A 25,488-nucleotide genomic window follows, 5' to 3' on the forward strand; every position below is an offset into this window, starting at 1 on the left:
GCCGTGGCCACAGCGCTCCAGGCCTCCCCGTCCGGCCGGTACAGGCGCACCAGCACTGGGATCGCGCTCGGTAGGATCGGTGCATGGCAGACATCGTCATCCCCGCCGAACTCCTCCCCACCGACGGCCGCTTCGGCTGCGGACCGTCCAAGATCCGCGGCGCGCAGCTCGAGTCCCTCGTGACGCGCGGGGCCACGATCCTCGGCACGTCCCACCGCCAGAAGCCCGTGAAGGACCTGGTCGGCAGCGTCCGCTCCGGGCTCGCCGACCTGTTCCAGCTCCCCGAGGGCTACGAGGTCGTCCTCGGCAACGGCGGCTCGACCGCGTTCTGGGACGCCGCCGCGTTCGGCCTCATCGAGCGTCGCGCAGAGAACCTGTCCTTCGGCGAGTTCGGGTCGAAGTTCGCCAAGGCCGCCAGCGCCCCGTGGCTCGAGGCACCGCACGTCGTCGAGGCCCCCGGCGGATCGCTCGCCGCGCTCGAGCCCGTCGACGGCGTCGACGTCTACGCCTACCCGCACAACGAGACCTCGACCGGTGTCATGGCCCCGGTCGTCCGCGCCGCCGGTGACGCCGGAGCACTGACCGTCGTCGACGCCACGAGCGCCGCCGGTGGTGCCGCGTTCGACGTGGACGCCACCGACGTCTACTACTTCGCCCCGCAGAAGAACTTCGCCTCCGACGGCGGCCTGTGGCTCGCGCTGTTCTCCCCCGCCGCGATCGAGCGCGTCGAGCGCATCGCAGCGAGCGGTCGGTACATCCCCGAGTTCCTGTCGCTCAAGAACGCCGTCGACAACTCGCGCCTGAACCAGACGCTGAACACCCCGGCGATCTCGACGCTGCTGCTGCTCGACGACCAGGTCCGGTGGATCAACGAGTCGGGCGGCCTGGCCTGGGCGGACACCCGCACGAAGACCTCGTCGTCCACGCTGTACGACTGGGCCGAGTCGGTCGACTACGCGACGCCGTTCGTGACCGACCCCGCAGCCCGCTCGCAGGTCGTCGCCACGATCGACCTCGACGACTCGATCGACGCCAAGGCCGTCGCCGCGACCCTGCGCGCGAACGGCATCGTCGACACCGAGCCGTACCGGAAGCTCGGGCGCAACCAGCTGCGCGTCGCGACGTTCACCGCGATCGACCCGGACGACGTCGCGAAGCTCGTGCAGGCGATCGACTTCACGGTCGACGCCCTGCGCTGACCCGTCCGTCGCGCGGGCCAGCGCCGGCGACGAACACCACGGAAACGACGAAGCACCACGGGATCCCGTGGTGCTTCGTCGTTGTTCGGGTGCGTGTCAGGAGCGGTGGAAGTCCGGGTCGACCTCACCGGCATCGAGCTGGGCGCCGTCGAGGTCGGCGTCCGGGTCGACGGGCTGCACGCGCTGTGCGCGACGACGGCGAGGGGGCTGCGGGGCGTCGTCGACGTCCTCGTCAGCGGTGTCGGCGAGCGCGTCGACGTCCACACCATCGATGTCGTCGTCGTCCGGTTCGTCGAGGTCGTCCTCGTCCGCTTCGAACTCGGCGTCCTCGTCGTCCTCGTCGTCATCCGACTCGTCGTCGGCTTCGTCGTCGTCCGAGTCGTCGTAGTCGGCGTCCTCGTCGTCGTCCGAGTCGTCATCCGACTCGTCATCGAAGTCCTCGTCGTCCTCGTCGTCCGACTCGTCGTCGTCGCCCTCGTCGTCGGACCCCTCGTCCGACTCGTGGTCCTGCGCCGCCCGGTACTCGGCCAGTCGCTCGGACCACGGCACCCACTCCGGCGCGACGAGCGAGCCGTCGCCGGGCATCAGCTCGACCTCGAGCACGGTGGGGTCCTCGTCGCCGACCTTCGCGACGCTGACGGTCCAGCGCCAGCCGGGGTAGCCCGGCATGCGGTTCGCGAACAGGACGGAGACGACGCCGTCGCCCTCATCCACGGTGCCGACGGGCGCGCCGATGCTCGACTCGGGGGTCACCTCGAGCAGCGCGGTCCGCGCCAGGTCGGTGTAGTCCACAGGTACTGCGTCGCTGTCTGTCATGGCGTCACGCCTCCAACTGGTCTGCGACATGCCGCAGGATGGCGGCGAGTCGATCGCCGTTCTTCGGGTAGCGGCCGTGGCGGAGGTCTCCGCTGATCCGGTCGAGTTCCTTCACCAGGTCCTCGACGATCACGGCCATGTCGTCTGCGGAGCGACGGGTCATCCGGGACAACGACGGCTGCGGGTCGAGGAGCCGCACGGACAACGCCTGCGACCCCTTCTTCCCCTGCACGACGCCGTACTCGAGCCGGGATCCCGCCTTCACGGTCACGACGCCGTCGGGCAGCGAGGACGCGTGCAGGAACACCTGGTCGCCGTCGTCTCCGGTGATGAAGCCGAAGCCCTTGTCGTCGTCGTAGAACTTGACCTTGCCGGTGGGCATGCGTGGACTCCTCGAGGTCGTGGTACGGCCGTGGTGCGTCGGATATCCTGGGTCGATGGCCAATCCGACCCGATCAACCGGGAACCCGCAGGATTCCGCAGAACCCCCGGTGACGTTCAATCGTACCGAACGCGCTCTGGCGTTCATGATCGGTGGGATCATCATCCTCGGCCTGCTCTGCTTCGTCGCGATGATCATCATGTGGCTCACCGCTCCGGCCGCCCGGGGCACGATGCCGTGGCCGGTGGTCATGGCCATACCGCTCTACGGCTTCCCGATCGCCATGGTCCTGGTCTTCGCCCTCCTCGGCATCACCTGGACGCGCCGCGCACGAGCCAACCGGACGGCTCGCTGACGTCCGCCCCGGACGCTGGCACCGGACGATGACGACCACCGCCGACCTGGCCGCCCGACTCCGGGCGTTGCCGGACGACTCCCTCGAACGACTCGTCGCTGCGCGGAGCCTGCCCCCGGCCGCCCTCGGCGAGACCGGTCCGCAACGGATCACCGACTTCTTCGACCTGGCCGAGGCGCTCCGCACCGACGACGCGGTCGACGCCGCCGTCGAGCACCTGCCCCGCGCCACGATCCTGGCGCTCCGCGACGGCGGTGACGCCGACCGCCTCGGTCCGGCGATCACGCTCGGCCTGGCGGACGAGGACGGCGCCGTCGACGACGCGGTCGCCGCACGCGTGGCCGCCCACCCCGACCTCGTGGCACTGCGATCGACGGGAGGCCCGGATCGCCCCGACCGCGCCGCCCACGCCGACGACGTGGCCGGCCAGGACCGCGCGCGCACCACCGGCGCGGAGCAGGCGTTCTCGAGCATGACCGTGCTCGCCGAGCTGCTGCGTGCGGTGGACGCCGGCACCGTCCGCGAACTCGTCAAGGGCGGCATCGGCACGCCGCTCGCGAAGACCCTGGCCGAGCGCATCGGCACCGACGCCGACGTCGTGCCCGGCCGCCTCGCACTGCTCGACCGGGTCGGGTTCGCCGACCCGGGCTCCGGCCGGTGGACGGTCACCGACGCCGGACAGGACTGGCTCGTCGCCGGCTGGCCGGACCGCTGGGCGACGCTCGTGTCGGCCTGGGCGGACACCCTCGGCCCCGCGGTGCACGAGGTCCTCGCACTCGCCGACGACGACCTGCGCGACCTCGTGGCACTCGGCCGCTGGGCGTACCCGGCGGGCTCCCGCTGGCTCGACGCCGTGCTGCTCGAGGCGGCCGGCACCGCCGCGTCGCTCGGACTCGCGGTCGACGGCATCGTCACGAGCACCGGCCGCGCGTTGCTGGACGGTGACGCCAGGCCCGCAGCGGACGACCTGCCCGGCACCGTCAGCCAGGTGTACCTGCAGCACGACCTGACGGTGATCGCCCCCGGGCCCCTCGCCCCGGTCGACGACGCCGCCCTGCGCACGGTCGCCGTGCTCGAGGCACCCGGTCTGGCCGCCCGCTACCGCATCTCCGAGGACACCCTGCGCACGGCGTTCCGTGCCGGGCACTCCCGCGACGACGTCCTGGCGCTGCTCACCCGACTGTCGTCGACCGGCGTCCCGCAGCCCCTCGCCTACCTGGTCGACCAGGTCGCCGGACGCGACGGCAGCATCGTCGTCGACCGCGGCGAGGGCGGGGTCGGCACCGTCGTCCGCGGCACCGCGGACCAGCTCGACCTGATCGGTGTCGACGCCGAACTCCGGCAGATGGCGTGGGAGCGCAGCGACCTGACGACGCTCACCACCCGCTACCCGGCGCACGTCGTGCACACCGCGCTCGAGGACCAGCGCTACCCGGCCGTGCTCGCGACCGGCGCCCGCCCCGAGACGCACCACGGGCCTCCCGGTCGGCGCAGCCCCACCGGACGCTCGCCGGAGCAGGCGGCGCACGCACTCGTGGAACGGCTCCGCCTGACCACCCAGCGTGGCGATGCGGAACCCGAGCAGGAGTGGCTCGGGCGGCAGATCGACCTGGCCGTGCGCGGTCGCACACCGATCCGGCTGACGGTGCGGATGCCGGACGGCTCCGAACGGCCGTTCTCGATCATCCCGACCTCGGTCGCCGCCGGACGCGTCCGAGGGCGCGACACCAGCGTCGACGTCGAGCGCACGCTGCCGCTGTCGCTCGTCGTGGCGGTCGAGAGCGACGCCTGAGGTGCACGGTCACCCGAACGCAGGTGACGACGGCTAGGCTGGCAGGTCATGAACGGACCGCTGATCGTGCAGAGCGACCGCACCGTGCTCCTCGAGGTCGCACACCCCGACGCCGAGGACGCACGCCACGAGCTCGCGGCCTTCGCCGAACTCGAACGCGCCCCCGAGCACGTGCACACCTACCGCATCACCCGCCTCGGCCTGTGGAACGCACGGGCCGCCGGACACGACGCCGAGGCGATGATCGCCACCCTCGAGCGCTTCGCCAAGTTCCCGGTACCGCAGAGCGTCACCGTGGACATCCGCGACACGGTGTCCCGCTACGGCCGACTCGTCATCCGGCGTGAGGAACGCGAGGACGCCCCGGTCATCGCGAACTCCCCCACCGAGGAACTCGAGCGCCTGCCCGTCCTGCTCCTGACCGCCGAGGACCCGTCCGTACTGGCCGAGGTCATCCGGTCGAAGCGGATCAAGCCACTGCTCGGCGACATGCGGACGCCTTCCGAGGTCGAGCTGCAGCCGTGGGCACGCGGGCAGATCAAGCAGGAACTCGTGAAGCTCGGCTGGCCGGCCGAGGACCTGGCGGGCTACACCCCCGGGCAGCCGCACCCGATCGACCTCGACACGGCCGAGTGGCACATGCGCCCGTACCAGGAGCAGGCCGTCGACACCTTCTTCGCGCAGGGGTCCGGAGTCGTCGTGCTGCCCTGTGGCGCCGGCAAGACCCTGGTCGGTGCCGGGGCGATGGCGACCGTCAAGGCGACCACGCTCATCCTCGTGACGAACACCGTGTCCGCACGGCAGTGGCGCAGCGAGCTCCTCAAGCGCACGACCCTGAAGGCCGAGGACATCGGCGAGTACTCGGGCAGCGTCAAGGAGATCCGGCCGGTCACGATCGCGACCTACCAGATCCTGACCGCCCGTCGGAAGGGCGAGTACACGCACCTGTCCCTGCTCGACGCCCTCGACTGGGGCCTCATCGTCTACGACGAGGTCCACCTGCTGCCGGCCCCGGTGTTCAAGCTGACCGCCGACCTGCAGGCCCGCCGACGCCTGGGCCTGACCGCGACGCTCGTGCGCGAGGACGGCCGCGAGGGCGACGTGTTCTCGCTCATCGGCCCGAAGCGCTACGACGCCCCGTGGAAGGAGATCGAGGCCCAGGGCTACATCTCCCCGGCCGAGTGCTACGAGGTGCGCATCGACCTGCCGCACCAGGAACGCCTGGAGTACGCGGCCTCGAGCGACGACGAACGGTACCGGCTCGCTGCCACCTCGCCCGCGAAGACCCCGGTCGTCCGCGAGCTCATCGAGAAGCACCGCGGCGAGCAGATCCTGGTGATCGGGCAGTACATCGACCAGCTCGACGCACTGGCCTCGTCCCTCGACGCCGCCGAGATCACGGGTGCGACGCCCGTCGACGAGCGCGAGCGGCTGTACGACGCGTTCCGAGCCGGCGAGGTGGACGTGCTCGTCGTGTCGAAGGTCGCGAACTTCTCCATCGACCTGCCCGACGCCACCGTCGCGATCCAGGTCTCCGGGTCGTTCGGGTCACGGCAAGAAGAAGCGCAGCGCCTCGGTCGACTGCTCCGCCCGAACAAGGACGGCCTGCCCGCGTCGTTCTACACGCTCGTGGCGCGGGACACCGTCGACCAGGACTTCGCGCAGAACCGGCAGCGGTTCCTCGCCGAGCAGGGGTACTCCTACACGATCCTGGATGCCGACCAGGTCCAGGCGCCCGTGGGCTGACGTACGCACCGCTCTCAGGAAACCATTAGGGAACGGTCAGAAGATAGGACCATGAGCGATGGCCCCAAGATCCTGATCGTCGACGACGAGCCGAACATCCGCGACCTCCTGACGACCTCGTTGCGCTTCGCCGGGTTCGCCGTGCGTGCCGTCGGCAACGGCGCACAGGCGATCTCGGCCGTGCTCGAGGAAGAACCCGACCTGATCATCCTCGACGTGATGCTCCCCGACATGAACGGCTTCGGCGTCACCAAGCGCCTGCGGTCGTCCGGGTACACCTCGCCGATCCTGTTCCTCACCGCGAAGGACGACACCGAGGACAAGATCACCGGCCTCACCGTCGGCGGCGACGACTACGTCACCAAGCCGTTCTCGCTCGACGAGATCGTCGCTCGCATCAAGGCCATCCTCCGTCGCACCATGAACGACGAGGAAGACGCGATCATCCGCGCCGGCGAGCTCACCATGGACCAGGACACGCACGAGGTCACGATCGGTGACGCGCAGATCGAGCTCTCCCCCACCGAGTTCAAGCTGCTCCGCTACCTGATGCTCAACCCGAACCGCGTGCTGTCGAAGGCGCAGATCCTCGACCACGTCTGGGAGTACGACTTCAACGGCGACGCCGGCATCGTCGAGAGCTACATCTCGTACCTGCGTCGCAAGCTCGACCAGTACTCGGCCGAGCCGATCATCCAGACCAAGCGCGGCTTCGGGTACATGCTCAAGGCGTCCAAGGCCTCGTAGCCCGTTTCGTTCTTCACGGCGGTCGTCCGGTTTCACCGGGCGGCCGCTGTCTATCGTTGGGGCAGCATGCACACGCGAATGAGCCGCTGGTGGGACGGGATCTCCCTGCGCACCAAGATCACCGGGATCACGGTACTCCTGGTGGCGCTCGGCCTGCTTGTGGCCGGACTCGGCACGATGACCGTCCTGTCGACGTACCTGATGGCGCAGCTCGACAACAACGTCAAGGGCACCACGGAGCAGCTCGAGGGCCAGAACATCAGCGACGGCGAGCAGTACTGCAAGCTGTCGGTCGTGCTGTCGCAGAGCGCCTACGTGGCCGCGTACGACGCCGACGGCGACCAGATCTGCCAGACGAAGGCATCGAGCCGCCCGGACATCCGCGAACTGGACTTCTCCGCAGCGGCGCAGAACGGTGCGCGCTTCTCGCTCTACGACAGCCAGCACAACCACGAGTGGCGTGCCCAGGTCATCCCGGCCTCACTGCAGAACCAGACGAGCGGCTCCACCGAGACGGGCTTCGTGCTCGTCGCGGTGTCGAGCGCCGACACCGACCAGACCATCGCCCGGTTCACCGTCATCTTCCTCGGCTTCGGCATCTCGGTGATCCTGCTCGGCGCCATGCTCACACGGCTGCTCGTCACCGCCACGTTCGACCCGTTGCGCGACGTCGAGGACACCGCCGCACGCTTCGCCGCCGGTGACTTCAACCAGCGCCTCGAGGCCGACACGCCGAACACCGAGGTCGGGCGACTGAACCGCTCCCTGAACGTCATGCTCGAGCGCATCGACACCGCGTTCGAGGACCGCCAGCGCACCATCGACCAGATGCGGCGGTTCGTCGGCGACGCCTCGCACGAACTCCGCACCCCGCTGGTGTCCCTGCGCGGGTACGCCGAGCTGTACCGGATGGGCGCCCTGCGCAAGGAAGAAGACGTCGCCCAGGCGATGGAGCGCATCGAGAAAGAGGCGAAGCGGATGGGCCTGCTCGTGCAGGACCTGCTCCAGCTCGCCCGCATCGACGAGTCCAAGCCGCTCGAGCTCGGCCCGGTCGACCTCGTCGCGATCGCCCGTGACTCGGCGCTCGACACCATGGCGTCCAACCCGGATCGCGAGATCCAGGTCCTGGTCGAGGACGCCATGACGGGCGAGAGCGTCCCCCAGGCAGTGCGGCCGCCCGCGTCGTCGTCCTCGCTCTCGTCGGGGTCGTCGGACTCGTCGGGCTCCTTGTCCGACACGGGCGAGGTCCCCCCGGCATCGCCCACGTCGGCGAACACCACGGGTCCCATCGCGTTCTCGCGGCAGACGATCGCGCGACTGCGTGCTCGGCGGACCCGGGCGATGGACATCGAAGCCGGTGCCGCCCCCACCGACGAGACGACGCCGCTGCCGACGGTCGTCATGCCCCAGCGTCCCCCGATCGTGCTGGCGGAGGAGAACAAGATCCGCCAGATCGTCACGAACCTGATGGGCAACGCCATGCGGTTCACCGAGCACGACGACCCGATCGAGATCGGCGTCGGGGTGGACGACGACCGCGGCATGGCCCACATCGACGTCATCGACCACGGTGAGGGGATCCCGGCGCAGCTGCGCGACAAGATCTTCCAGCGGTTCTGGCGTGCCGACACCTCGCGTGCGCGGGACACCGGTGGTTCGGGCCTCGGGCTCGCGATCGTGTCGGGCATCGTCGCGGCGCACCACGGCTCGGTCGAGGTCTTCGACACCGAGGGCGGCGGCGCGACCTTCCGCGTCTGGCTGCCCTTGCTCCCCCGCGACTACGCCGCCTGACGCGGGCGCTTGCCGACTGGTCACGAACCGTCGCCCCGCAACTGTCCGTGCGACGAGCCCTGACCAACTCGACGTGCACCCGACAGCACGTTGCGACCACTCTGTGGCGCCGGACTGCCGGGAGTTCACGTCCGGCGGAGACGGATCGTGACCGTCCGCGCCTCGAAGGCCTGGCGAAGCCGCTCCAACAGCACCGCTGGCCGCCCCGCGTCGGCAGCCGTCGCGTGGATGATGAGCCAGTCGTTCACCACGAATCCGTTGTCGCGTCGCTGGTCGTGACGGAACGCGTCGCGCTCCCGGTGGTGGTCGCCGTCGTACTCGAGACCGATCCGGAGCGCCGGCCAGACGAGGTCGACGCGACCAAGGAACAGCCCGCTCGGGTCGTGCACGTCCAGGTTGAGTTCCGGCTCCGGGAACCCTGCGTCCTCGACAGCGAGCCGGAGCCAGGTCTCCATCGCGGACTCTGCCCCCACGCGGATCCGGTCAAGCGCGCTCCGCGCCCGGCGGACGTAGCGGCTGCCCGGCAACACCGCCGCCCGGAGGTCGTCGATCGTCGCCAATCCGGATCGGCCGACCAGGTGATCACCGACCGCAACGAGCGCGGGGACGTCGAGACTCGCAGCACACTCGAACCACATCGCGGACGGGGCACTGACCCGGTGGCCCCTGTGCTCCACCACCTCGGGCTCTGCCCGTCGGTGCCCGACGACGTTCGGACGGCGCATCCGCACCCCGTTCTCAACCGTCGTCACGTGGACGGCCGTCTCGGACCGCATCGACGCGGGAAGCGGCGCACCCCAGAGCCGAGCGGCCGTGGTGTGGCTGAAGTACTGATCAGGGCGCATCACCTGCGCGACGGCCTCGAAGAAGTCCGCCGACCCTGCCGGCGCGCGAACACCTCGGACCGGCGCGACGAGGTCACTCCGGCGGAGCCGCTCGGGATGCACACCCTTCCCCACGGCCTCGGCCACCGTGAAGGTGCGGACTTCGAGGGCTCGGGGCAGGCGGCGCGGCGTCGGCATCTGGCCAGCTTGAGCCGCTGGAAGGGGACGTGAGGCACGGGCGGACCGGACTGTGGAAGAGGAGGCGAGCCGGGCCTCCTGTGCAGGACTGGGCGCCGCCCGAGCCGGCACGCGTGTCCACCAACGGCCAGAACACCCCGTTCGCACGTCGGCGACCGGTCGACTGCTGTCGGTACGCGCTCGCGCTGCCGACGTCTGGTGACCGCTCGGCGAACCTGAGCGGCGCGCCCCGCAAGCCTTCCCCGCACGCGGAAGGGCCCCGCACGCGCAGCGTGCGGGGCCCTTCGAACAGGACTCCTTAGAAGTCCATGCCACCAGTCGGGTCGCCGGCCGGAGCGGCCGCGGCACGCTCGGGCTTGTCGGCGACGACGACCTCGGTCGTCAGGAACAGACCAGCGATCGACGCAGCGTTCTGCAGCGCCGAGCGCGTGACCTTGGCCGGGTCGATGATGCCCGCGGCGATGAGGTCGACGTACTCGCCGGTCGCGGCGTTGAGGCCCCAACCTGCTTCGAGCTCGCGGACCTTGGCGGCCACGACACCCGGCTCGAGACCGGCGTTCAGCGCGATCTGCTTGAGCGGTGCGTCGATGGCGACGCGGACGATGTTCGCACCGGTCGCCTCGTCACCCTCGAGGGTGAGTGCGTCGAGCGCGACCTTGCCGGCCTGGATGAGGGCGACGCCACCACCGGCGACGATGCCCTCTTCGACGGCAGCCTTCGCGTTGCGGACGGCGTCCTCGATGCGGTGCTTGCGCTCCTTGAGCTCGACCTCGGTCGCGGCACCCGCCTTGATGACGGCGACGCCACCGGCGAGCTTCGCGAGGCGCTCCTGGAGCTTCTCGCGGTCGTAGTCGGAGTCGGTCGCGTCGATCTCGGCGCGGATCTGACGGACACGGCCGGCGATCTGCTCGGCGTCGCCGGCACCCTCGACGATCGTGGTCTCGTCCTTGGTGATGACGACCTTGCGGGCACGACCGAGCAGGTCGAGCGTCGCGTTCTCGAGCTTGAGGCCGACCTCTTCCGAGATGACCTGGCCACCGGTCAGGATCGCGATGTCCTGCAGCATGGCCTTGCGGCGGTCACCGAAGCCCGGGGCCTTGACGGCGACGGACTTGAAGATGCCGCGGATCTTGTTCACGACGAGCGTGGCCAGGGCCTCGCCGTCGACGTCCTCGGCGATGATCAGGAGCTGCTTGCCTGCCTGGATCACCTTGTCGACGACCGGCAGGAGGTCCTTGATGTTCGAGATCTTCGAGTTGACGATCAGGATGTAGGCGTCCTCGAAGACGGCTTCCTGACGCTCGGGGTCGGTGACGAAGTACTGCGACAGGTAGCCCTTGTCGAAGCGCATGCCCTCGGTCAGCTCGAGCTCGGTGCCGAAGGTGTTCGACTCCTCGACGGTGACGACACCTTCCTTGCCGACCTTGTCGATGGCCTCGGCGATGAGCGCGCCGATGGTCGGGTCGGCAGCCGAGATCGACGCGGTCGCGGCGATCTGGTCCTTGGTCTCGATGTCCTTCGCGTTGGCGAGGAGCTGGTCGGAGACGGCGGAGACGGCCTTCTCGATGCCGCGCTTGAGCGACACGGGGTCGGCGCCGGCTGCGACGTTGCGCAGGCCCTCGCGGACGAGTGCCTGGGCGAGGACGGTCGCGGTGGTCGTACCGTCACCGGCGACGTCGTCGGTCTTCTTGGCGACCTCCTTGACGAGCTCCGCACCGATCTTCTCGTACGGGTCGTCGAGCTCGATCTCCTTGGCGATGGAGACACCGTCGTTCGTGATCGTGGGGGCGCCCCACTTCTTCTCGAGGACGACGTTGCGGCCGCGCGGGCCGAGCGTCACCTTCACGGCGTCGGCCAGCTGGTTCAGGCCGCGCTCGAGGCCACGGCGGGCCTCCTCGTCGAAAGCAATGATCTTAGCCATGTGAGTTCTCGTCCCTCCCGGACGTCGTGGGGTCGTGCTGGCACTCAACGTGAGCGAGTGCCAACGCCGATTCTGGCACTCGACCGGTGCGAGTGCAACACGATCGGGAGGCTCGTCACGTCTTCCCAGGACACGCCCCGCCAACAGCGCACCCAGACCACTGCCGCGGACCGCCCGCCACGCACGTCATGCAGCGCGGGCCACGCACGACGAACGCGCCGCCCCTGACGGGACGGCGCGTTCGCGATGAGTGTCGTGCGTTCAGGCCGGTCGGACTGCCTCCGCCTGCGGGCCCTTCGACCCGGTGCCGACGTCGAACACCACTGCCTGGCCCTCCTCGAGGACCTTGTAACCCGACATGTCGATGGCCGAGTAGTGCACGAACACGTCCTGGCCTCCTCCATCGACGGTGATGAAGCCGAAGCCCTTTTCAGCGTTGAACCACTTCACGGTTCCGTTGGCCATGATCTCTTGCTCCCTGGTACTGCTGTGCGAACGACGTGTTCGTCGTCTGCAAGGGACTCTGCTCGAAGCGCGCCGATCAGGCAAGAGGTGTGACGTTGTTTCACGTCGATTCCGTCAGAAATCAACGTGCCCGAAACACGACCGTCACAAATGCGGGTGGAAAGCGCCCGCGGAATGCGGATCAGCCGGTGTAGTCGGCCCCGAGCACGACGCTCACGTCGGCGTTCGGGAACGCTGCCGACTGCTGCACGGCTGTGACCCCGAGCTGCTTCGCGATGCCCTGCGCGACCGCCGCCTGTGCGGCCTGCTGGTAGTACACGACGGTCGAGGTCGACCCGGTCGTGCCGGCGTCCCCGGTCGAGGCGACCTGCCAGCCGGCACCGGTCAGCGTGGCGCTGGCGCGGGCGGCGAGGCCGGTGGTCGTCGTGCCGTTCAGGACGACGACGGTGGTCGTGCCCTGCTGTGCCGGCGTCGCGGCAGCGGCTCCGGAGTCGGCACCCGACCCGGCCGACGACGACGTCGAGGGCTTCGAGGTGGCGGACGCGGACGGCTTCGACGTGGCCGACGAGCTCGTCGACGCCGAGGGCGAGTCCGAGCCGCTGAACGAGTAGCTGCCGTTCAGGAGCGCGAGGACGAGCACGCCGATGCCGACGAGCACACCGGTGGCGAGTGCCGCCCAGGCGAACGCGATCCAGCCACGGCCGCGGCGCTGGGCACCGCGGTGTGCGCCGACCCGAGGGCCGTCGGCGACGTCGTCGAACCGGTCACGGGGGAATCTGGTGCTCATCGTTCCTCTTCACGTCCTTCGGGAGCGGCACCGGGCGCGACGAAGCTGCGCGTCGCCCGGGCGCTGGTGCGCGTGTGCCGGAGCCGCTGCAGCCTGGTGACGAGCTGCGGGTCGTACGCGAGTGCCGCGGGCGAGTCGATCACGCGGTTCAGCACCTGGTAGTAGCGCGCCGCCGACATCTCGAACTCGACCCGGATCTCCGCTTCCTTCGTGCGGTCGTGCCGTGCCCGGTCATGCTCGAACGACAGCACACGCTGCGCGAGCTCACTGAGCTGGTCAGCGCGGTGCTGGTCAGCGCGGTGCTCGTCAGCACGGTGCTCGTCGGTGGGGCTGGTCACGGCGGTTCCGATCACGGTCGGGTAACGGGTCTCGCACATCGTAGGGGCGGAGAGCATCCGGACCCTGGCACGGCGCTGGACTGTCGCGAACACCGGTCACAGGTTCAGGTCGCGGAACCAGCGCACACGCGTGCCGAACGGCTCCGAGACGGCGACCGCGGTGCCGTCGATCGAGGCCGTGGCGAAGGCGTCCGGATCCGCCGCGTCGACGTCGTCGGGCAGCGTCGCCGCCACACCGCGCAGGATCCCGGTGCGTTCGAGCGCGATCCAGTGCACGCCGCGTTCACGGACGCGGTCCACGAACCGCTGGCGCTCGGCACCCGGCACGTAGACCAGGGTGCCGGTGGTCAGCACGACCGGCTCCACGTCGTCCGGCAGGGCGTCCAGTGCACGGTCGAGATCGCCCGGCAGCGTGCCCCGGATCCGCACGGGAGGCACGGCGAGCGTCGCGCGCGCCGCCTCGCGCATCAGGGCGGTCCGGTCCAGGGCCTCTGGTGGGACCGCTTCGACCAGACGGTCGAACGCGCCCGGTACGGCGAGGTCGATCGGGTTCGGGTCGAGCAGCACCCTCGCACCGACGCGGATCGGCGCGCGGGCCGGAGCCGGCACCGTCCCCGAGGCCTCGACGACGAGCCGGATCGACGGGTCGTCGACCGCCGTGTGCATCCGGACGAGCTCGGTGCGCACCCCGCCGTGGTCGTCGCGCCCCGAGGAGTCGGGGCGCGACGACAGCACCGGGGCGCGATCCGCCGGCACCCGGGACTCCGACGTCCGGTGGTCGAGCGTGACCCGGTCCGGGATCGAGCAGAGCCCGGCGGCGCCCCCTGCGTCCACCAACCCGAGCGGCCGCGAGGCCCGCTCGGCGAGCGCGGCGAACAGCGGGACGACGGGACCGAGCCGCCGCGGGTCGTTGGCCTGCACCGTGGCGGAGGCGAGGGCCGTGACCAGGGCGGGGCGGGCCTCCCGACCGATCGCGCGCAGCGCACCGGGGTCCGACGGATCCGCGCCGAGCCGCCGCGCGACCGCGAAGAAGAGTTCCGGCTGCCGCTGCTGCTCGGCGACCTCGTCGAGGAGCGCGACCAACACGGGGTCGAGCGACCGCGCCCAGGCGGCGTAGGACGGGGACACGGCCTCGATGCGGTCGGCGTAGGCGGCGTAGCGGCCGAGGGTGTCCATCAGCGCCCCGGGCGGTGCATGCCGACGTGCCGGATGCCGGCTTCGTCGTAGGGCGTCCCGAACCGGACGAAGCCGTGGCGTTCGTAGAGCGCAGCGACGTACTCCTGGGCGTGCAGGACGACGGGTTCGTGCCCGTGGGCCGCGAGCACGGCAGCGACGAGCCGGCCGGCGATGCCGTGCCCACGGTGGTCGGGGTGCGTCGCGACCCGGCCGATCACCCAGGCCGGCGGCGGTGCGTCCGCCGGGTGTTCTTCGTCCGCAGCCGGTCGGATCAGGCGCAGGTACCCAACCGCTTCGGTGTCCGTACCGAACCACCAGTGCTCGGTCTCGGGCTCGCGGTCACGGCCGTCGAAGTCCTCGGCCGTCACCCGTTGTTCGAGTGCGAAGACGCGGTTCCGGAGCACCACGATGCCGTACAGTTCGTCCGTCGTCAGACGGGTCCAGCGGGCGTGGTGCACGGAATGCTCGGACATCGTCGCGAGTTTACTGAAGTGGTCGGGAGTGCCCGGAAGAACCCGACCGGAAGCAGGAGGAAACAATGGCATACAACGTCGACAAGTCCGACGCCCAGTGGCGCGAGGACCTCTCCCCGGACCAGTACGCCGTCCTGCGTCAGGCGGGGACCGAACGGCCGTGGACCGGTGAACTCCTCGACGAGGAGCGTGCCGGCGTCTACACCTGTGCGGCCTGCAACGCAGAGCTGTTCAAGAGCGGCACGAAGTTCGACTCCGGCTGCGGCTGGCCGTCGTTCTACGAGTCGGTGAACCCCGACGCCGTGCAGCTGATCGACGACAAGTCGCTCGGCATGGTGCGCACCGAGGTCCGTTGCGCGAACTGCGGTTCGCACCTGGGCCACGTGTTCCCCGACGGCTTCGGCACGCCCACCGGCGACCGATACTGCATGAACTCGATCTCGCTGAACTTCTCGGAGAAGCCGGCCGAGTGAGACCCCGACGCCCTCACCGGTAAGATGAGCGGCGTCAGCCGGCATGGCGCAATTGGTAGCGCACCGTACTTGTAATACGGGGGTTGCGGGTTCAAGTCCCGCTGCCGGCCCCATATACTGGATTCGCAGGCCGCGACCTCTTCGCCGCCCGCACCGCCTTCAGCCCCGCCGCGAGCGGGGCTGTCGTGCGTCCAGGGCTTCTTCCACCCCGCACTCGTCAGGGCCAGACCCCCGCGCTGTACGCGCAGCTCTCGATGTCCGAGACGAGTGCGGAGAGGACCCGCGCCTGACGATGATCCCGTTCGTCGACGGTCTGGGACCGCACCCAGACGAACGCGACGAGATCAGCGACCTGCAGCATCCTCGAGTAGTGGCTCGGCGCGAAGTGCACCGTGTCGAGAAGCCGTTCAAGCCGGGTTTGCATGTACGTTCCCGGGGTCCCGTAGGCCTGGTACACCGCGAAGCGCTCACGATGACGGTCCCGATCCGACCGTTCGTCCGCGATGACCAGGGCGTGCATCTCCAGGTCGCCGGCCCTCCTGTCCACCCGTTGCAGCAGGTGCTGGAACGCAACCTGCTCCGGAGTGTGCCGATCGCGGAACCCACGCGTGTCCTGGTAACGGCGGAGTTGCTCCGGCCGAGCGCCGCGGAGCAACACGGTCGCGCCGGAGGCAACAACGGCTTCGACGACGTCGAGGAACACCTTCACGCGCACGCGCGGAGGCACCCCGCTCCATGCTCCCTTTCCGTGGAAGATCGGATGGGCGTGGAGCTCCGTCTGCGGCTCGACGCCGTACTCCTGGAGCGCGGCGACGATCTCGTGCATGCGTTGCGTGAGCCAGCGGGTCTGCGAGGCATCCGCCATCACGGCGCCGAACCCGTAGAGGTCCGGTTTGAACGATTCGTCGACGAAACAGAGCAGCACGCTGGAATACTGCCGTACACCATGCGCGGCGGGGATCGCGACGCACTGCCGAGCACGAAGCGATGCCCCGGGTGATCACTCACCCGGGGCATCGGCGCGTGTGGAACACGGATCAGGGAGTGTTCCGGGCGCTGGACGCGGTAACCAGCCGGTCGTGCGAAGAGGATGACACCTCATCGAACCGTGCGTCCACACCCGGACCCCACATCAGCGCGAATCCGCACGAACGTGCACGGGTCTTCAGCGCCCGCCGGTGATCTTGCGCCCCCGCTGTGCGACGCCCGCGGTGCCGTACGGGTAGTCGTCGATGCGCGGCGCGCTGGCGTCGGTGAGCTGCGTGAGCTCCGCGTCGGTCAGCACGAGGTCGGCCGCACCGAGGTTGTCCTCGAGCTGGGACACGGTCCGGGCGCCGAGGATCACGCTCGTCACCGCCGGCCGGGCGAGCAGCCAGGCGAGGGCGACCTGCGACCGCGAGGCGCCGTGCGCGTCGGCGACGGCGGACACCGCGTCGAGGACGGCCCAGGTGCGCTCGTCACCGTTCCGCGCTTCCCAGGCCTCCATGCCGCGTGCCGGGTTCTCGCCGAGGCGGGTGGAGCCGATGGGCGCTTCGTCGCGCTGGTACTTGCCGGACAGCCAGCCGCCGGCCAGGGGCGACCAGGGCAGCAGGCCGATCCCGGCGTCGAGGCTGGCGGGCACGATCTCGTGCTCGATGTCGCGGACGAGCAGGTTGTACTGCGGCTGCAGGGTGACCGGCGGCGCCCAACCGTGCGCCTTCGCCTCGTACACGGCCTTCGTGATCTGGTAGCCGAGGTAGTTCGAGAAGCCGTACGAGCCGATCTTGCCGGCGGAGACCGCGTCGTCGAGGAACCGGAGCGTCTCCTCGATCGGCGTCAGGGCGTCCCAGGCGTGCATCTGGTACAGGTCGATGTGCTCGACGCCCAGGCGCTCGAGCGAGGCGTCGAGGGCGACTCGAAGGTGCCGGCGCGACAGGCCGACGTCGTTCGGTCCGTCACCCTGCGGGAAGCGGCCCTTGGTGGCGAGGACGACCTGCTGCGCCTCGGTGGGGTGCGCCGCCAGCCAGCGGCCGATGATCCGCTCGGACTCGTTGCCCGAGTAGACGTCGGCCGTGTCGATCAGGGTGCCGCCGGCCGCGACGAACGTGTCGATGATGGTGTGGGAGGTGGGTTCGTCGGCTTCGCTGCCGAACGTCATGGTGCCGAGGGTCAGCGTCGACACCGATGTCCCGCTGTTGCCGAGGAGTCTGTAGTCCATGGCGGGGACGGTACGCGCGGTGTCCGGCGACAGCGAGGACCTACGAGTACCCCTCAGCGCGGGGCGGACAACGCGCGCCGGTCAGGAGCGCAGGAACGCCAGCGCGGCTTCGCGGAACGCCCGCGACGTCGGCGCGTTGAAGTGGTTGCGCCCCGGGATCTCGAAGAACGACGCGTCCGGGGCCGCCTGCGCCAACCGCACGGCGCTGTCGCGGATGCCGTCCTCGCTGCCAGCGGCCATCAGGATCGGCTGCGCGGGGGCGTTGTCGGGCGTCGGCTCGATGCTGTTCCGCATCCCCTCGACCATCGCCACGAGCGCCGCGAGGTCGTTCCCCTCGACGTTCCCCGCCATGGTCAGGTAGCCGTTGGTCACGCGGTCCTCGATCGGGGTGCCGTCCGCCAGGTACGCCTTCGCCTGGTCGACCCGCACGCGGCGCATCGGGTCGGCGTCGGGGATCCCGCCGAACACCGCGCGGGTGATGCGGTCCGGCAGCCGTTCGGCGGTGTGCCAGCCGACGCGGGCGCCGAGCGAGTACCCGAGGAACGCCACCTCGTCGAGCAGGTACGTGTCGATCACGGTGGTGACGTCCGCCACGAGCAGGTCCATCGAGTACGCACCGGGGTCGCGCGGCTTCGCGCTCGCGCCGTGCCCGCGCTGGTCGAACGCCAGCACGCGGTACCCGGCGCGGGCGAGGTCGCGGGTCCAGCCGGAGGCGTGCCAGTTCAGCACCGCACCGGAGGCGAACCCGTGCACCGCGACGACCGCAGGGGCGTCGGGATCGCCGAAGTCGTAGGTCGCGAGCCGGAGGCCGTCGGGCGACATCACGATGCGGGGACGGGGCGCTTCGGGGACGAGTGACATGTCCCCTCCAGGGTACCGGGGCACTGTGGTCGCCATGGACGGCTACGGCGGTGACCAGATCCGGGCGGCAGAGCGGCCGCACCTCGACGCGGGTGAGCCCCTCATGCAACGAGCGGCCGACGGGCTGGCCCGCATCGTCGGCGACCTGCTCGACGACCCGGCCGTCCGGCCGGGCGACGGACCGGGGTCCGTCCTGCTGCTGGTGGGCAGCGGCGACAACGGTGGAGACGCCCTGTTCGCGGGTGCGCGGCTGGCGGCGGCCGGGAGGCACGTGGCAGTCCTGCGCGTCGGCTCACGCGTGCACGAGGCGGGCCTGGCAGCGGCGCTGGACGCCGGGGCGCGCCTCCTCGATGATCCTGCCGGACCGGAGGCTGCGGTGACGGACGCGGCACTCGACGCCGACCTGGTGCTCGACGCGATCCTCGGGATCGGGGTGCGGGGGCCTGCGGCCCTCCGCTCCCCCGCCCGTGAGGTCGTCGACGCCATCCGTGAACTCGCCCGCGACCAGCGTGCACCGTTCGTCGTCGCCGTCGACGTGCCGAGTGGCATCGACGTCGACACCGGCGGGATCGCGGACGACCACGTCCTGCACGCCGACGTCACGGTCACGTTCGGCGGGGTGAAGGCCGGGTTGCTGACGGGGCCGGCCGCCACCCTCGCGGGACGGATCGAGCTGGTGGACGTCGGGATCGGTGCGGACCTGGCGACGATGGAGCCGCTGGTCCGCACCTGACCCCGACCCGTCAGCGCAGCCGTCCCTCAGTGGTGCTGGTACAGGACCGGCTCCGGCAGGCCGTGCTCGGCGCGGATGCTCCGCGCGATGCCCTCGACGGCGATGAGCGCGTCCACCACGAGCTCCGGCGTGACCGGGAACGGCATGTTGTGGATGGTCTCGCCCTCGACGGTCGCGGCCTCGGCCACGGCGCGGAGCTCCGTCGTGTCGTCGACGGTCAGGCCGATCTCGGTCAGGGTGTTCGGCAGGCCGACCTTCGTGGTGAAGACGACGAAGTCCTCGATCTCCTCGGCCGGTGCACCCTCGAGCACGAGCTGCGCGATCGTGCCGATGTTGACCTTCTGCCCGTGCGCCAAGCCGTGCGCCTGCGGAGCGGCGGTCAGTCCGTTGTGGATCGCGTGCGCTGCCGCCAGTCCGCCGGACTCGAACCCCAGGCCCGACAGCAGGGTGTTCGCCTCGACGACCTTCTCGAGCGCGGGCGTGACGACCTTGGCCTTCACGGCCTCGATGGCCTGCAGGGCGTTCTCGTGCAGCAGCTTCCAGGACAGCTCGGCGAGCGCGACGCCGGTCTCGGTCTGCAGCCCGCCGGCCATGGTGTCGGCGTTCGCACGCTTGGCGGCACGGGCCTCGACCCAGGTGGCCAGGGCGTCGCCGATGCCCGCGACCAGGAACTGGACGGGAGCGTTCGCGACGAGCTTCGTGTCGATGAGGACGAGGTCGGGGTTGTGCGGGAAGAACCGGTACTCGATGAACTCCCCTTCCTCGGAGTAGATCACCGCGAGCGCCGAGGTCGGGGCGTCGGTGCTCGCCGCCGTCGGGACACTCGCCCAGCGGATGCCGGCCAGGTGCCCGGAGGCCTTGGCCGCGTCGATCGCCGAACCGCCGCCGAGCCCGACGATGACGTCCGCGTCGGTCAACCGGATCTGCTCGACGAGGTCGTCGACCGCCTTCGGCGTCGCGAAGCGACCGAAGCCGACCCGCTCGACCCGCAGGTCGGCCGCCTGGAAGCTCGTCGTCACCGCGGCCTCGACGATGCCCCACACGACGTCGTCGGCGACGATCAGGGGGCGCTTGCCGATGGGGGCGACGAACTCGCCGACGCGGGTGATCGCGTCCTTGCCCTGCACGTAGCGGGCGGGGCTCATCACGGTGCTGATGGGAGTGGCCATGGTTGCGGTTCCTTCCGGTTGTACGACACGTGTCGGGGTCGCCGACGTCCCAGACGGTACGCGCGGGGCATGCGTGCGGCGTGCGAGTCCCGTGGGCCGTACATTCGGGGGCATGACGTTCAACGACGATTCGCAGCTCAAGGGCGGCAGGGTGAAGCGCCGGGGTCGGACGGCCGCGGTCGGCGGCGGCGCCGTCGGCGTCACGGCGATCGTCGTCTTCCTGATCGCGCAGTTCACGGGCTTCGACCTCAGCGGGTTCGTCGACGGCGGCAGCGGCACGACGCAGATCCAGCAGCAGGGCGAGACCGTGGACGCCGCGCCGGAGTGCCGCACCGGGCGAGACGCCAACCTCAAGGTCGAGTGCCGGATGGAGGGCGCAGCCGAGTCACTCGACGGCTACTGGACGGCCGAGGCCCGGAAGCTCGGAATCTCGTACACGGCGCCGGACTTCTTCCTGTTCGACGGCTCGACTGACACGTCGTGCGGTCAGGCGTCCGCTGCAACCGGGCCCTTCTACTGCCCGCCGGACCGCGCGATCTACCTCGACACCGCGTTCTACGACGACCTGCAGTCGAAGTACGGGTCGTCGGGCGGGCCGCTCGCGCAGATGTACGTCGTCGCGCACGAGTGGGGCCACCACATCCAGCAGCTGCAGGGTGCCTTCGCGAGCACGGACCGATCGGGCACCGGGGCCTCGTCCGGCAGTGTCCGCGTCGAGCTGCAGGCCGACTGCTACGCCGGCGCCTGGGTCGGCGACGCGGCGAACACCGAGGACGCGAGCGGCGAGACCTTCTTCGAGCCGATCAGCCGGTCCGAGATCGCCGATGCCCTGTCCGCCGCGAGCGCCGTGGGCGACGACAGCATCCAGGAGCGCTCGAGCGGCCGGGTCGATCCGGACTCGTTCACGCACGGCTCGAGTGAGCAGCGCCAGAAGTGGTTCGTCCGCGGCTACCAGCAGGGCGCGACGAGCTGCGACACGTTCAGCGTCCCTGGTTCGTCGCTGTAGCGATCAGCCCTTCGTCGGCGTGGGCGTCGGTGTCGCGCTCCGCGTGCGGGACGGCGTCGCGCTCGGCGTGGGGGTCGGGGTGGGCGTCGCCTCGGTGGCACCGGCCGCGGTGACCACGAAGGTGCGGAAGTCGTCGTTCGTGATCGGCGACGTGAGCTCGTACTGCTGCCCGTTGACGAGCACCAGCGGCGTGCCGGGGAAGTCGCTCAGGGTCGACCCGGGGATGCCGCCGCCGGACACCGCGGTCGTCTGCTCGTCGACCCACTTGCTGTAGTCCTGGTCGGCGATGCAGCTCGTGACGGCCCGGCGGTCCTGCAGGCCGGAGACCCCGGTGACGACCTTGGTGAGCTGCGCGTCGGTGAGCCCGGGTGTGCCTTCTTCCGGCTGCTCGGCGTAGAGCGCCTTGTTGACCGCGTAGAACTGGTCCGGCGAGTGCTCGGCGACGCAGGCCGCGGCGTTCGCGGCGCGCAGTGAGTACTTGGTGCCCTGCGATCGGTTCGACAGGACCGCGAGCGGGTGGATGTCGACGGTGGCGGCGCCGGAGTCGACGAGGCTCTCGATGTAGTCGCCGTTGGCCTGTTCGAACTCGCCGCAGGTCGGGCAGAGGTAGTCGACGTACAGCGTGATGCGCACCGTGCCCGCACCAGCGGTCGCCGAGGCGCTCGGCGACGCACTGCTCGACGCGGTCACGGGCTTGAGCCCCTCGCCGAGGGTGATGCCGCCCTGCGACATGGTCGAGGGCCCGGGGCCTGCTGGCTTCACGGAGTCGACCAGGACGAGCGTGACGACGGCGGCCGCTGCGAGCAGCACGACACCGAGTCCGATCTGGAGTCCGAGCCGGGTGCCGCGCTGGCGGCGCTTCTGCTGTGTCCTGTGGCGCTGCGCTCGCTGTCGGGCGGCTTCGCGGCGCTCGTTCCGCGCGGCGCGGGCGTCACCCTCGGGGCGGTTGGTCATCGGTGCGTCGTCCTCCTGATCGGCGTCCGCACGACCTACCCCCGCTCGGCGGACGGACCCGGCGATTGTAGTGGGCCGCTCTGGGAACCACCCAACCACGCTCTGGGAACCGACCGGCCAGGGGGAAAACACTGGCGCACCCGCGAGAACTCGTGTTGTATGAACCTCGATGGTCGACGACGACCATCCGGGGCCCTCGCGGGCTGACCGCTTCACTCGGATCGTCCGGCACGTACCTGCCGGTGAAGAAAGGACCGAACGCTCATGGCGTCCGTCACCTATGACAAGGCAACCCGTCTCTACCCCGGAGGCAACCGTCCCGCGGTCGACTCCCTCGACCTGGACGTCGCCGACGGCGAGTTCCTCGTCCTCGTCGGCCCCTCGGGTTGTGGCAAGTCCACCTCGCTCCGCATGCTGGCCGGCCTCGAAGAGGTCAACTCCGGTCAGATCCGCATCGGCGACCGCGACGTCACGGACGTCCCGCCGAAGGACCGCGACATCGCGATGGTGTTCCAGAACTACGCGCTGTACCCGCACATGACCGTCGCCGAGAACATGGGCTTCGCGCTCAAGATCGCCGGTGTCGGCAAGGACGAGCGCGCCACCCGCGTGCAGGAAGCCGCGAAGCTCCTCGACCTCGAGGACTACCTCGGCCGCAAGCCGAAGGCGCTCTCCGGTGGTCAGCGTCAGCGCGTCGCGATGGGCCGTGCGATCGTCCGTCAGCCGCAGGTGTTCCTCATGGACGAGCCGCTGTCGAACCTCGACGCCAAGCTCCGCGTCCAGACCCGTACGCAGATCGCGTCGCTCCAGCGTCGTCTCGGCGTCACCACGGTCTACGTCACGCACGACCAGACCGAGGCACTGACCATGGGTGACCGCATCGCGGTGCTCAAGGACGGCATCCTGCAGCAGGTCGGCACGCCGCGCGACCTGTACGAGAAGCCGAACAACGTCTTCGTCGCGGGCTTCATCGGCTCGCCGGCGATGAACCTGCTGCCGGCCGACGTCGTCGAGGGCGGCATCAAGTTCGGCACGCTCAACCACGCGATCGACCGCGACACGCTCTCCAACGCGCGTTCCGCCCAGATCACCGTGGGCATCCGCCCCGAGGACGTCGTCGTGGCGCAGTCGGGCGAAGGCCTGCCGGTCACGGTCGACGTGGTCGAGGAACTCGGCGCCGACGGCTACCTCTACGGTCACGCCGACGTCAAGGGCACGCGCGTCGACATCGTCGCCCGCGTGGACGGCCGTTCGCACCCGTCGATCGGTGACACCATCGTGGTGACGCCGAAGTCGGGCCACGTGCACGCCTTCGACACCGAGTCGGGCGAGCGCCTGGACGACAAGGCCGTCGTCAGCGCGTAACCGAAGCGCACTCCCCGAGAGCCCGCGCCGCCTCACAAGGGCGGGTCGCGGGCTCTCGGCTGTCCCCCACGACACCGAAGGATCCACCGTGCCCGACTCGATGTCCATCACCGCAGCAACCGTCGACCCCGGCCTGCTCGACCTGCCGTGGGACCTGCCGCTGGCGGACTGGCCGGACGAGACCATCGTGGCCCTGCCGAAGGGCATCTCACGGCACCTGGTGCGCTTCGTGCACCTGAGTGGGTACGTCGCCGCCGTGAAGGAGACGGGCGAGGAGATCGCGCGCTCCGAGTACGAGATGCTCCGCACGCTGCAGCGCATGGACGTGCCGTGCGTCGACCCCGTCGCCGTCATCACCGGTCGGGTCGACGCGGACGGCGAGCAGCTGCACCCCGTGCTCGTGACGCGGCACCTGCGCTTCTCGCTGCCGTACCGCGCGCTGTACTCGCAGACCCTGCGCCCGGAGACCGCGACCCGTCTCGTCGACGCCCTCGCGTTGCTGCTCGTCCGGCTGCACGTCATCGGCTTCTACTGGGGCGACGTGTCGCTCTCGAACACGCTGTTCCGTCGCGACGCGGGCTCGTTCGCCGCGTACCTGGTCGACGCCGAGACCGGCAAGCTCTACCCCGGCGGGCTGTCGAACGGGCAGCGCGAGAACGACCTCGAGGTCGCGCGCGTGAACATCGCCGGCGAGCTCCTCGACCTCGAGGCCGGCGGCCGTCTCGACGAGAACGCCGACCCCGTGGACGTCTCCAACCGGATCGTGGCGCAGTACCGGACGCTCTGGACCGAGCTCACGGGCACCGAGCAGTTCGACATCAAGGAACGCTGGCGGATCAACGACCGCGTCGAGCGGCTCAACGAGCTCGGCTTCGACATCGAGGAGCTCTCGATCCACACGACCGAGGGCGGTTCGCAGGTGCGGATCCAGCCGAAGGTCGTCGACGCCGGACACCACCAGCGACGCCTGCTGCGGCTGACCGGCCTGGACGCCGGCGAGAACCAGGCCCGACGCCTGCTCAACGACCTCGACTCGTACCGGGCACGCAACGGCCGCGACGAACTCGACGAGGAGATGGTGGCGCACGAGTGGGTCTCGCGGGTCTTCGAGCCCGTCGTCCGCTCGATCCCCCGTGACCTGCGCGGTCGCCTCGAACCCGCGGAGGTCTTCCACGAACTGCTCGAGCACCGCTGGTTCATGTCGCAGGAAGAGGAGCGGTCGGTCTCGCTGCCCGAGGCCACCACGGCGTACATCAACGACGTGCTGCGCCACCGCCGCGACGAGCGCCTGCTCATCAATCCGCCGACGTCGTCGATGACGCTGCCGATCCCCGTGGTCGACGACGCGGAACCCGCCGACGACGACGCCGACGTCCAGGACTGGCGCACCACCGTCTGACCCGGTCGCCGGTCGGTCACGACACTCCGCCGGGTTGGTGCCGACTGGTCGCAGACCGTCGCCGGCGGCGTCGCGCAGCGACGACACGCGACCACGCGGAGGACACCGGCCGACATGTCGTGACCGTTCGGGGTCCGTGAACGCGACCGCCTGGAGGCCCGGCGCGCGTCTCGGAGACCGGCGCCGCGCCTCCAGACCGTCACGCCTGCACCGCCGGTGAATGCCGTTGGACGTCGAGCGGTCACGACACCCCGCCAGGTGCACGTCGGCCGGTCACGGACCGTTGCCTACGGCGTCGCGCGGCGACGACTCGTGACCACA

Annotated in this window: 25 protein-coding genes and 1 tRNA gene; 12 read left to right on the plus strand and 14 right to left on the minus strand. The window is 70.3% G+C overall.

What is annotated here, in order from left to right; all coding sequences use genetic code 11:
* Positions 1 to 83 precede the first annotated feature (83 nt).
* Positions 84 to 1,199 carry a phosphoserine transaminase gene (serC, locus tag GVL05_RS00425; RefSeq protein ID WP_159570281.1) on the plus strand — a complete coding sequence of 372 codons (1,116 nt, stop codon included), beginning with the start codon at positions 84 to 86 and terminating at the stop codon, positions 1,197 to 1,199.
* 96 nt (positions 1,200 to 1,295) lie between these two features.
* Here the strand turns inward: serC and GVL05_RS00430 are convergent, their stop codons facing one another.
* Together GVL05_RS00430 and GVL05_RS00435 are read right to left on the minus strand one after the other, a co-directional pair.
* Positions 1,296 to 2,015 (minus strand): DUF3027 domain-containing protein, encoded by a 720-nt coding sequence (locus GVL05_RS00430; RefSeq protein ID WP_200849127.1) that lies wholly within the window; start codon positions 2,013 to 2,015, stop codon positions 1,296 to 1,298.
* Positions 2,016 to 2,019: 4 nt separating this feature from the next.
* Complete coding sequence (locus GVL05_RS00435; protein ID WP_111085215.1) at positions 2,020 to 2,397, minus strand: cold-shock protein; 378 nt, start codon at positions 2,395 to 2,397, stop codon at positions 2,020 to 2,022.
* A gap of 55 nt (positions 2,398 to 2,452) precedes the next feature.
* Here GVL05_RS00435 and GVL05_RS00440 point away from each other — a divergent pair, with 55 nt between their 5' ends.
* From GVL05_RS00440 to GVL05_RS00460, 5 genes are all read left to right on the plus strand, one after another.
* The gene (locus tag GVL05_RS00440; RefSeq protein WP_146249737.1) at positions 2,453 to 2,752 is read left to right on the plus strand and encodes a hypothetical protein; all 300 of its coding nucleotides are present in this window, start codon (positions 2,453 to 2,455) and stop codon (positions 2,750 to 2,752) included.
* Positions 2,753 to 2,780: 28 nt separating this feature from the next.
* Positions 2,781 to 4,544 carry a helicase-associated domain-containing protein gene (locus tag GVL05_RS00445; protein ID WP_159570287.1) on the plus strand — a complete coding sequence of 588 codons (1,764 nt, stop codon included), beginning with the start codon at positions 2,781 to 2,783 and terminating at the stop codon, positions 4,542 to 4,544.
* A gap of 48 nt (positions 4,545 to 4,592) precedes the next feature.
* Positions 4,593 to 6,290 (plus strand): DNA repair helicase XPB, encoded by a 1,698-nt coding sequence (locus tag GVL05_RS00450; protein WP_133938840.1) that lies wholly within the window; start codon positions 4,593 to 4,595, stop codon positions 6,288 to 6,290.
* 51 nt (positions 6,291 to 6,341) lie between these two features.
* Positions 6,342 to 7,037: a response regulator transcription factor gene (locus GVL05_RS00455; RefSeq protein ID WP_017888045.1), complete on the plus strand. Its 696-nt coding sequence runs from the start codon at positions 6,342 to 6,344 to the stop codon at positions 7,035 to 7,037.
* A 66-nt stretch (positions 7,038 to 7,103) separates the two neighbouring features.
* Positions 7,104 to 8,828, plus strand: coding sequence for a cell wall metabolism sensor histidine kinase WalK (locus GVL05_RS00460; protein WP_123671511.1), 1,725 nt, complete (start codon positions 7,104 to 7,106; stop codon positions 8,826 to 8,828).
* A 125-nt stretch (positions 8,829 to 8,953) separates the two neighbouring features.
* On the opposite strand, the gene GVL05_RS00465 is transcribed toward GVL05_RS00460, so the two are convergent.
* The 7 genes from GVL05_RS00465 to GVL05_RS00495 form a co-directional block, all read right to left on the minus strand.
* Positions 8,954 to 9,850: a hypothetical protein gene (locus GVL05_RS00465; protein WP_159570290.1), complete on the minus strand. Its 897-nt coding sequence runs from the start codon at positions 9,848 to 9,850 to the stop codon at positions 8,954 to 8,956.
* Between the two features lie 298 nt (positions 9,851 to 10,148).
* Positions 10,149 to 11,771 (minus strand): chaperonin GroEL, encoded by a 1,623-nt coding sequence (groL, locus tag GVL05_RS00470; RefSeq protein ID WP_111085221.1) that lies wholly within the window; start codon positions 11,769 to 11,771, stop codon positions 10,149 to 10,151.
* A 261-nt stretch (positions 11,772 to 12,032) separates the two neighbouring features.
* On the minus strand, positions 12,033 to 12,236 hold the full coding sequence (locus GVL05_RS00475; RefSeq protein ID WP_111085222.1) for a cold-shock protein: 204 nt from the start codon (positions 12,234 to 12,236) through the stop codon (positions 12,033 to 12,035).
* A gap of 181 nt (positions 12,237 to 12,417) precedes the next feature.
* Positions 12,418 to 13,023, minus strand: a complete 606-nt coding sequence (locus tag GVL05_RS00480; protein WP_159570293.1) for a LytR C-terminal domain-containing protein — start codon at positions 13,021 to 13,023, stop codon at positions 12,418 to 12,420.
* On the minus strand, positions 13,020 to 13,361 hold the full coding sequence (locus GVL05_RS00485; RefSeq protein ID WP_235035776.1) for a DUF3263 domain-containing protein: 342 nt from the start codon (positions 13,359 to 13,361) through the stop codon (positions 13,020 to 13,022). The genes GVL05_RS00480 and GVL05_RS00485 overlap by 4 nt, the downstream gene beginning before the upstream one ends.
* Before the next feature lie 96 nt (positions 13,362 to 13,457).
* On the minus strand, positions 13,458 to 14,537 hold the full coding sequence (locus tag GVL05_RS00490) for a DUF2332 family protein (protein WP_159570296.1): 1,080 nt from the start codon (positions 14,535 to 14,537) through the stop codon (positions 13,458 to 13,460).
* Positions 14,537 to 15,010 carry a GNAT family N-acetyltransferase gene (locus GVL05_RS00495; RefSeq protein WP_159570299.1) on the minus strand — a complete coding sequence of 158 codons (474 nt, stop codon included), beginning with the start codon at positions 15,008 to 15,010 and terminating at the stop codon, positions 14,537 to 14,539. Before GVL05_RS00495 ends, GVL05_RS00490 begins: the two co-directional genes overlap by 1 nt.
* Before the next feature lie 65 nt (positions 15,011 to 15,075).
* Between GVL05_RS00495 and msrB the strand changes: the two genes are divergently transcribed.
* Together msrB and GVL05_RS00505 are read left to right on the plus strand one after the other, a co-directional pair.
* Complete coding sequence (gene msrB / locus GVL05_RS00500) at positions 15,076 to 15,483, plus strand: peptide-methionine (R)-S-oxide reductase MsrB (RefSeq protein WP_131846058.1); 408 nt, start codon at positions 15,076 to 15,078, stop codon at positions 15,481 to 15,483.
* Positions 15,484 to 15,520: 37 nt separating this feature from the next.
* Positions 15,521 to 15,596 (plus strand) — tRNA-Thr (locus tag GVL05_RS00505).
* Between the two features lie 104 nt (positions 15,597 to 15,700).
* On the opposite strand, the gene GVL05_RS00510 is transcribed toward GVL05_RS00505, so the two are convergent.
* The 3 genes from GVL05_RS00510 to GVL05_RS00520 all read right to left on the minus strand — a co-directional run bounded on the left by GVL05_RS00510 (position 15,701) and on the right by GVL05_RS00520 (position 18,541).
* Positions 15,701 to 16,408 (minus strand): DUF3800 domain-containing protein, encoded by a 708-nt coding sequence (locus GVL05_RS00510; protein WP_159570302.1) that lies wholly within the window; start codon positions 16,406 to 16,408, stop codon positions 15,701 to 15,703.
* Positions 16,409 to 16,648: 240 nt separating this feature from the next.
* Positions 16,649 to 17,680: an aldo/keto reductase gene (locus tag GVL05_RS00515; RefSeq protein ID WP_159570304.1), complete on the minus strand. Its 1,032-nt coding sequence runs from the start codon at positions 17,678 to 17,680 to the stop codon at positions 16,649 to 16,651.
* An 81-nt stretch (positions 17,681 to 17,761) separates the two neighbouring features.
* On the minus strand, positions 17,762 to 18,541 hold the full coding sequence (locus GVL05_RS00520; protein ID WP_159570307.1) for an alpha/beta fold hydrolase: 780 nt from the start codon (positions 18,539 to 18,541) through the stop codon (positions 17,762 to 17,764).
* Here GVL05_RS00520 and GVL05_RS00525 point away from each other — a divergent pair.
* A complete protein-coding gene (locus GVL05_RS00525; protein WP_235035777.1) occupies positions 18,540 to 19,274 on the plus strand; it encodes an NAD(P)H-hydrate epimerase in 735 nt (244 codons plus the stop codon). The two genes, GVL05_RS00520 and GVL05_RS00525, sit on opposite strands and share 2 nt — an antisense overlap.
* Positions 19,275 to 19,300: 26 nt before the next feature.
* Here GVL05_RS00525 and GVL05_RS00530 read toward each other — a convergent pair whose 3' ends face one another.
* Positions 19,301 to 20,443, minus strand: a complete 1,143-nt coding sequence (locus GVL05_RS00530) for a glycerol dehydrogenase (protein WP_159570313.1) — start codon at positions 20,441 to 20,443, stop codon at positions 19,301 to 19,303.
* A gap of 112 nt (positions 20,444 to 20,555) precedes the next feature.
* On the opposite strand from GVL05_RS00530, the gene GVL05_RS00535 reads away from it, so the two are divergent.
* A complete protein-coding gene (locus tag GVL05_RS00535) occupies positions 20,556 to 21,449 on the plus strand; it encodes a neutral zinc metallopeptidase (protein ID WP_159570316.1) in 894 nt (297 codons plus the stop codon).
* Positions 21,450 to 21,452: 3 nt separating this feature from the next.
* Here GVL05_RS00535 and GVL05_RS00540 read toward each other — a convergent pair whose 3' ends face one another.
* A complete protein-coding gene (locus tag GVL05_RS00540; protein WP_159570319.1) occupies positions 21,453 to 22,403 on the minus strand; it encodes a thioredoxin domain-containing protein in 951 nt (316 codons plus the stop codon).
* A 264-nt stretch (positions 22,404 to 22,667) separates the two neighbouring features.
* Between GVL05_RS00540 and GVL05_RS00545 the strand changes: the two genes are divergently transcribed.
* Both GVL05_RS00545 and GVL05_RS00550 read left to right on the plus strand, forming a co-directional pair.
* On the plus strand, positions 22,668 to 23,768 hold the full coding sequence (locus tag GVL05_RS00545) for an ABC transporter ATP-binding protein (protein WP_123293301.1): 1,101 nt from the start codon (positions 22,668 to 22,670) through the stop codon (positions 23,766 to 23,768).
* Between the two features lie 88 nt (positions 23,769 to 23,856).
* Positions 23,857 to 25,167: a DUF4032 domain-containing protein gene (locus GVL05_RS00550; protein ID WP_123293300.1), complete on the plus strand. Its 1,311-nt coding sequence runs from the start codon at positions 23,857 to 23,859 to the stop codon at positions 25,165 to 25,167.
* Positions 25,168 to 25,488: the final 321 nt, after the last annotated feature.

Origin of the sequence: Curtobacterium sp. 18060 (assembly GCF_902706105.1) — a bacterium.
Classification (GTDB): domain Bacteria; phylum Actinomycetota; class Actinomycetes; order Actinomycetales; family Microbacteriaceae; genus Curtobacterium.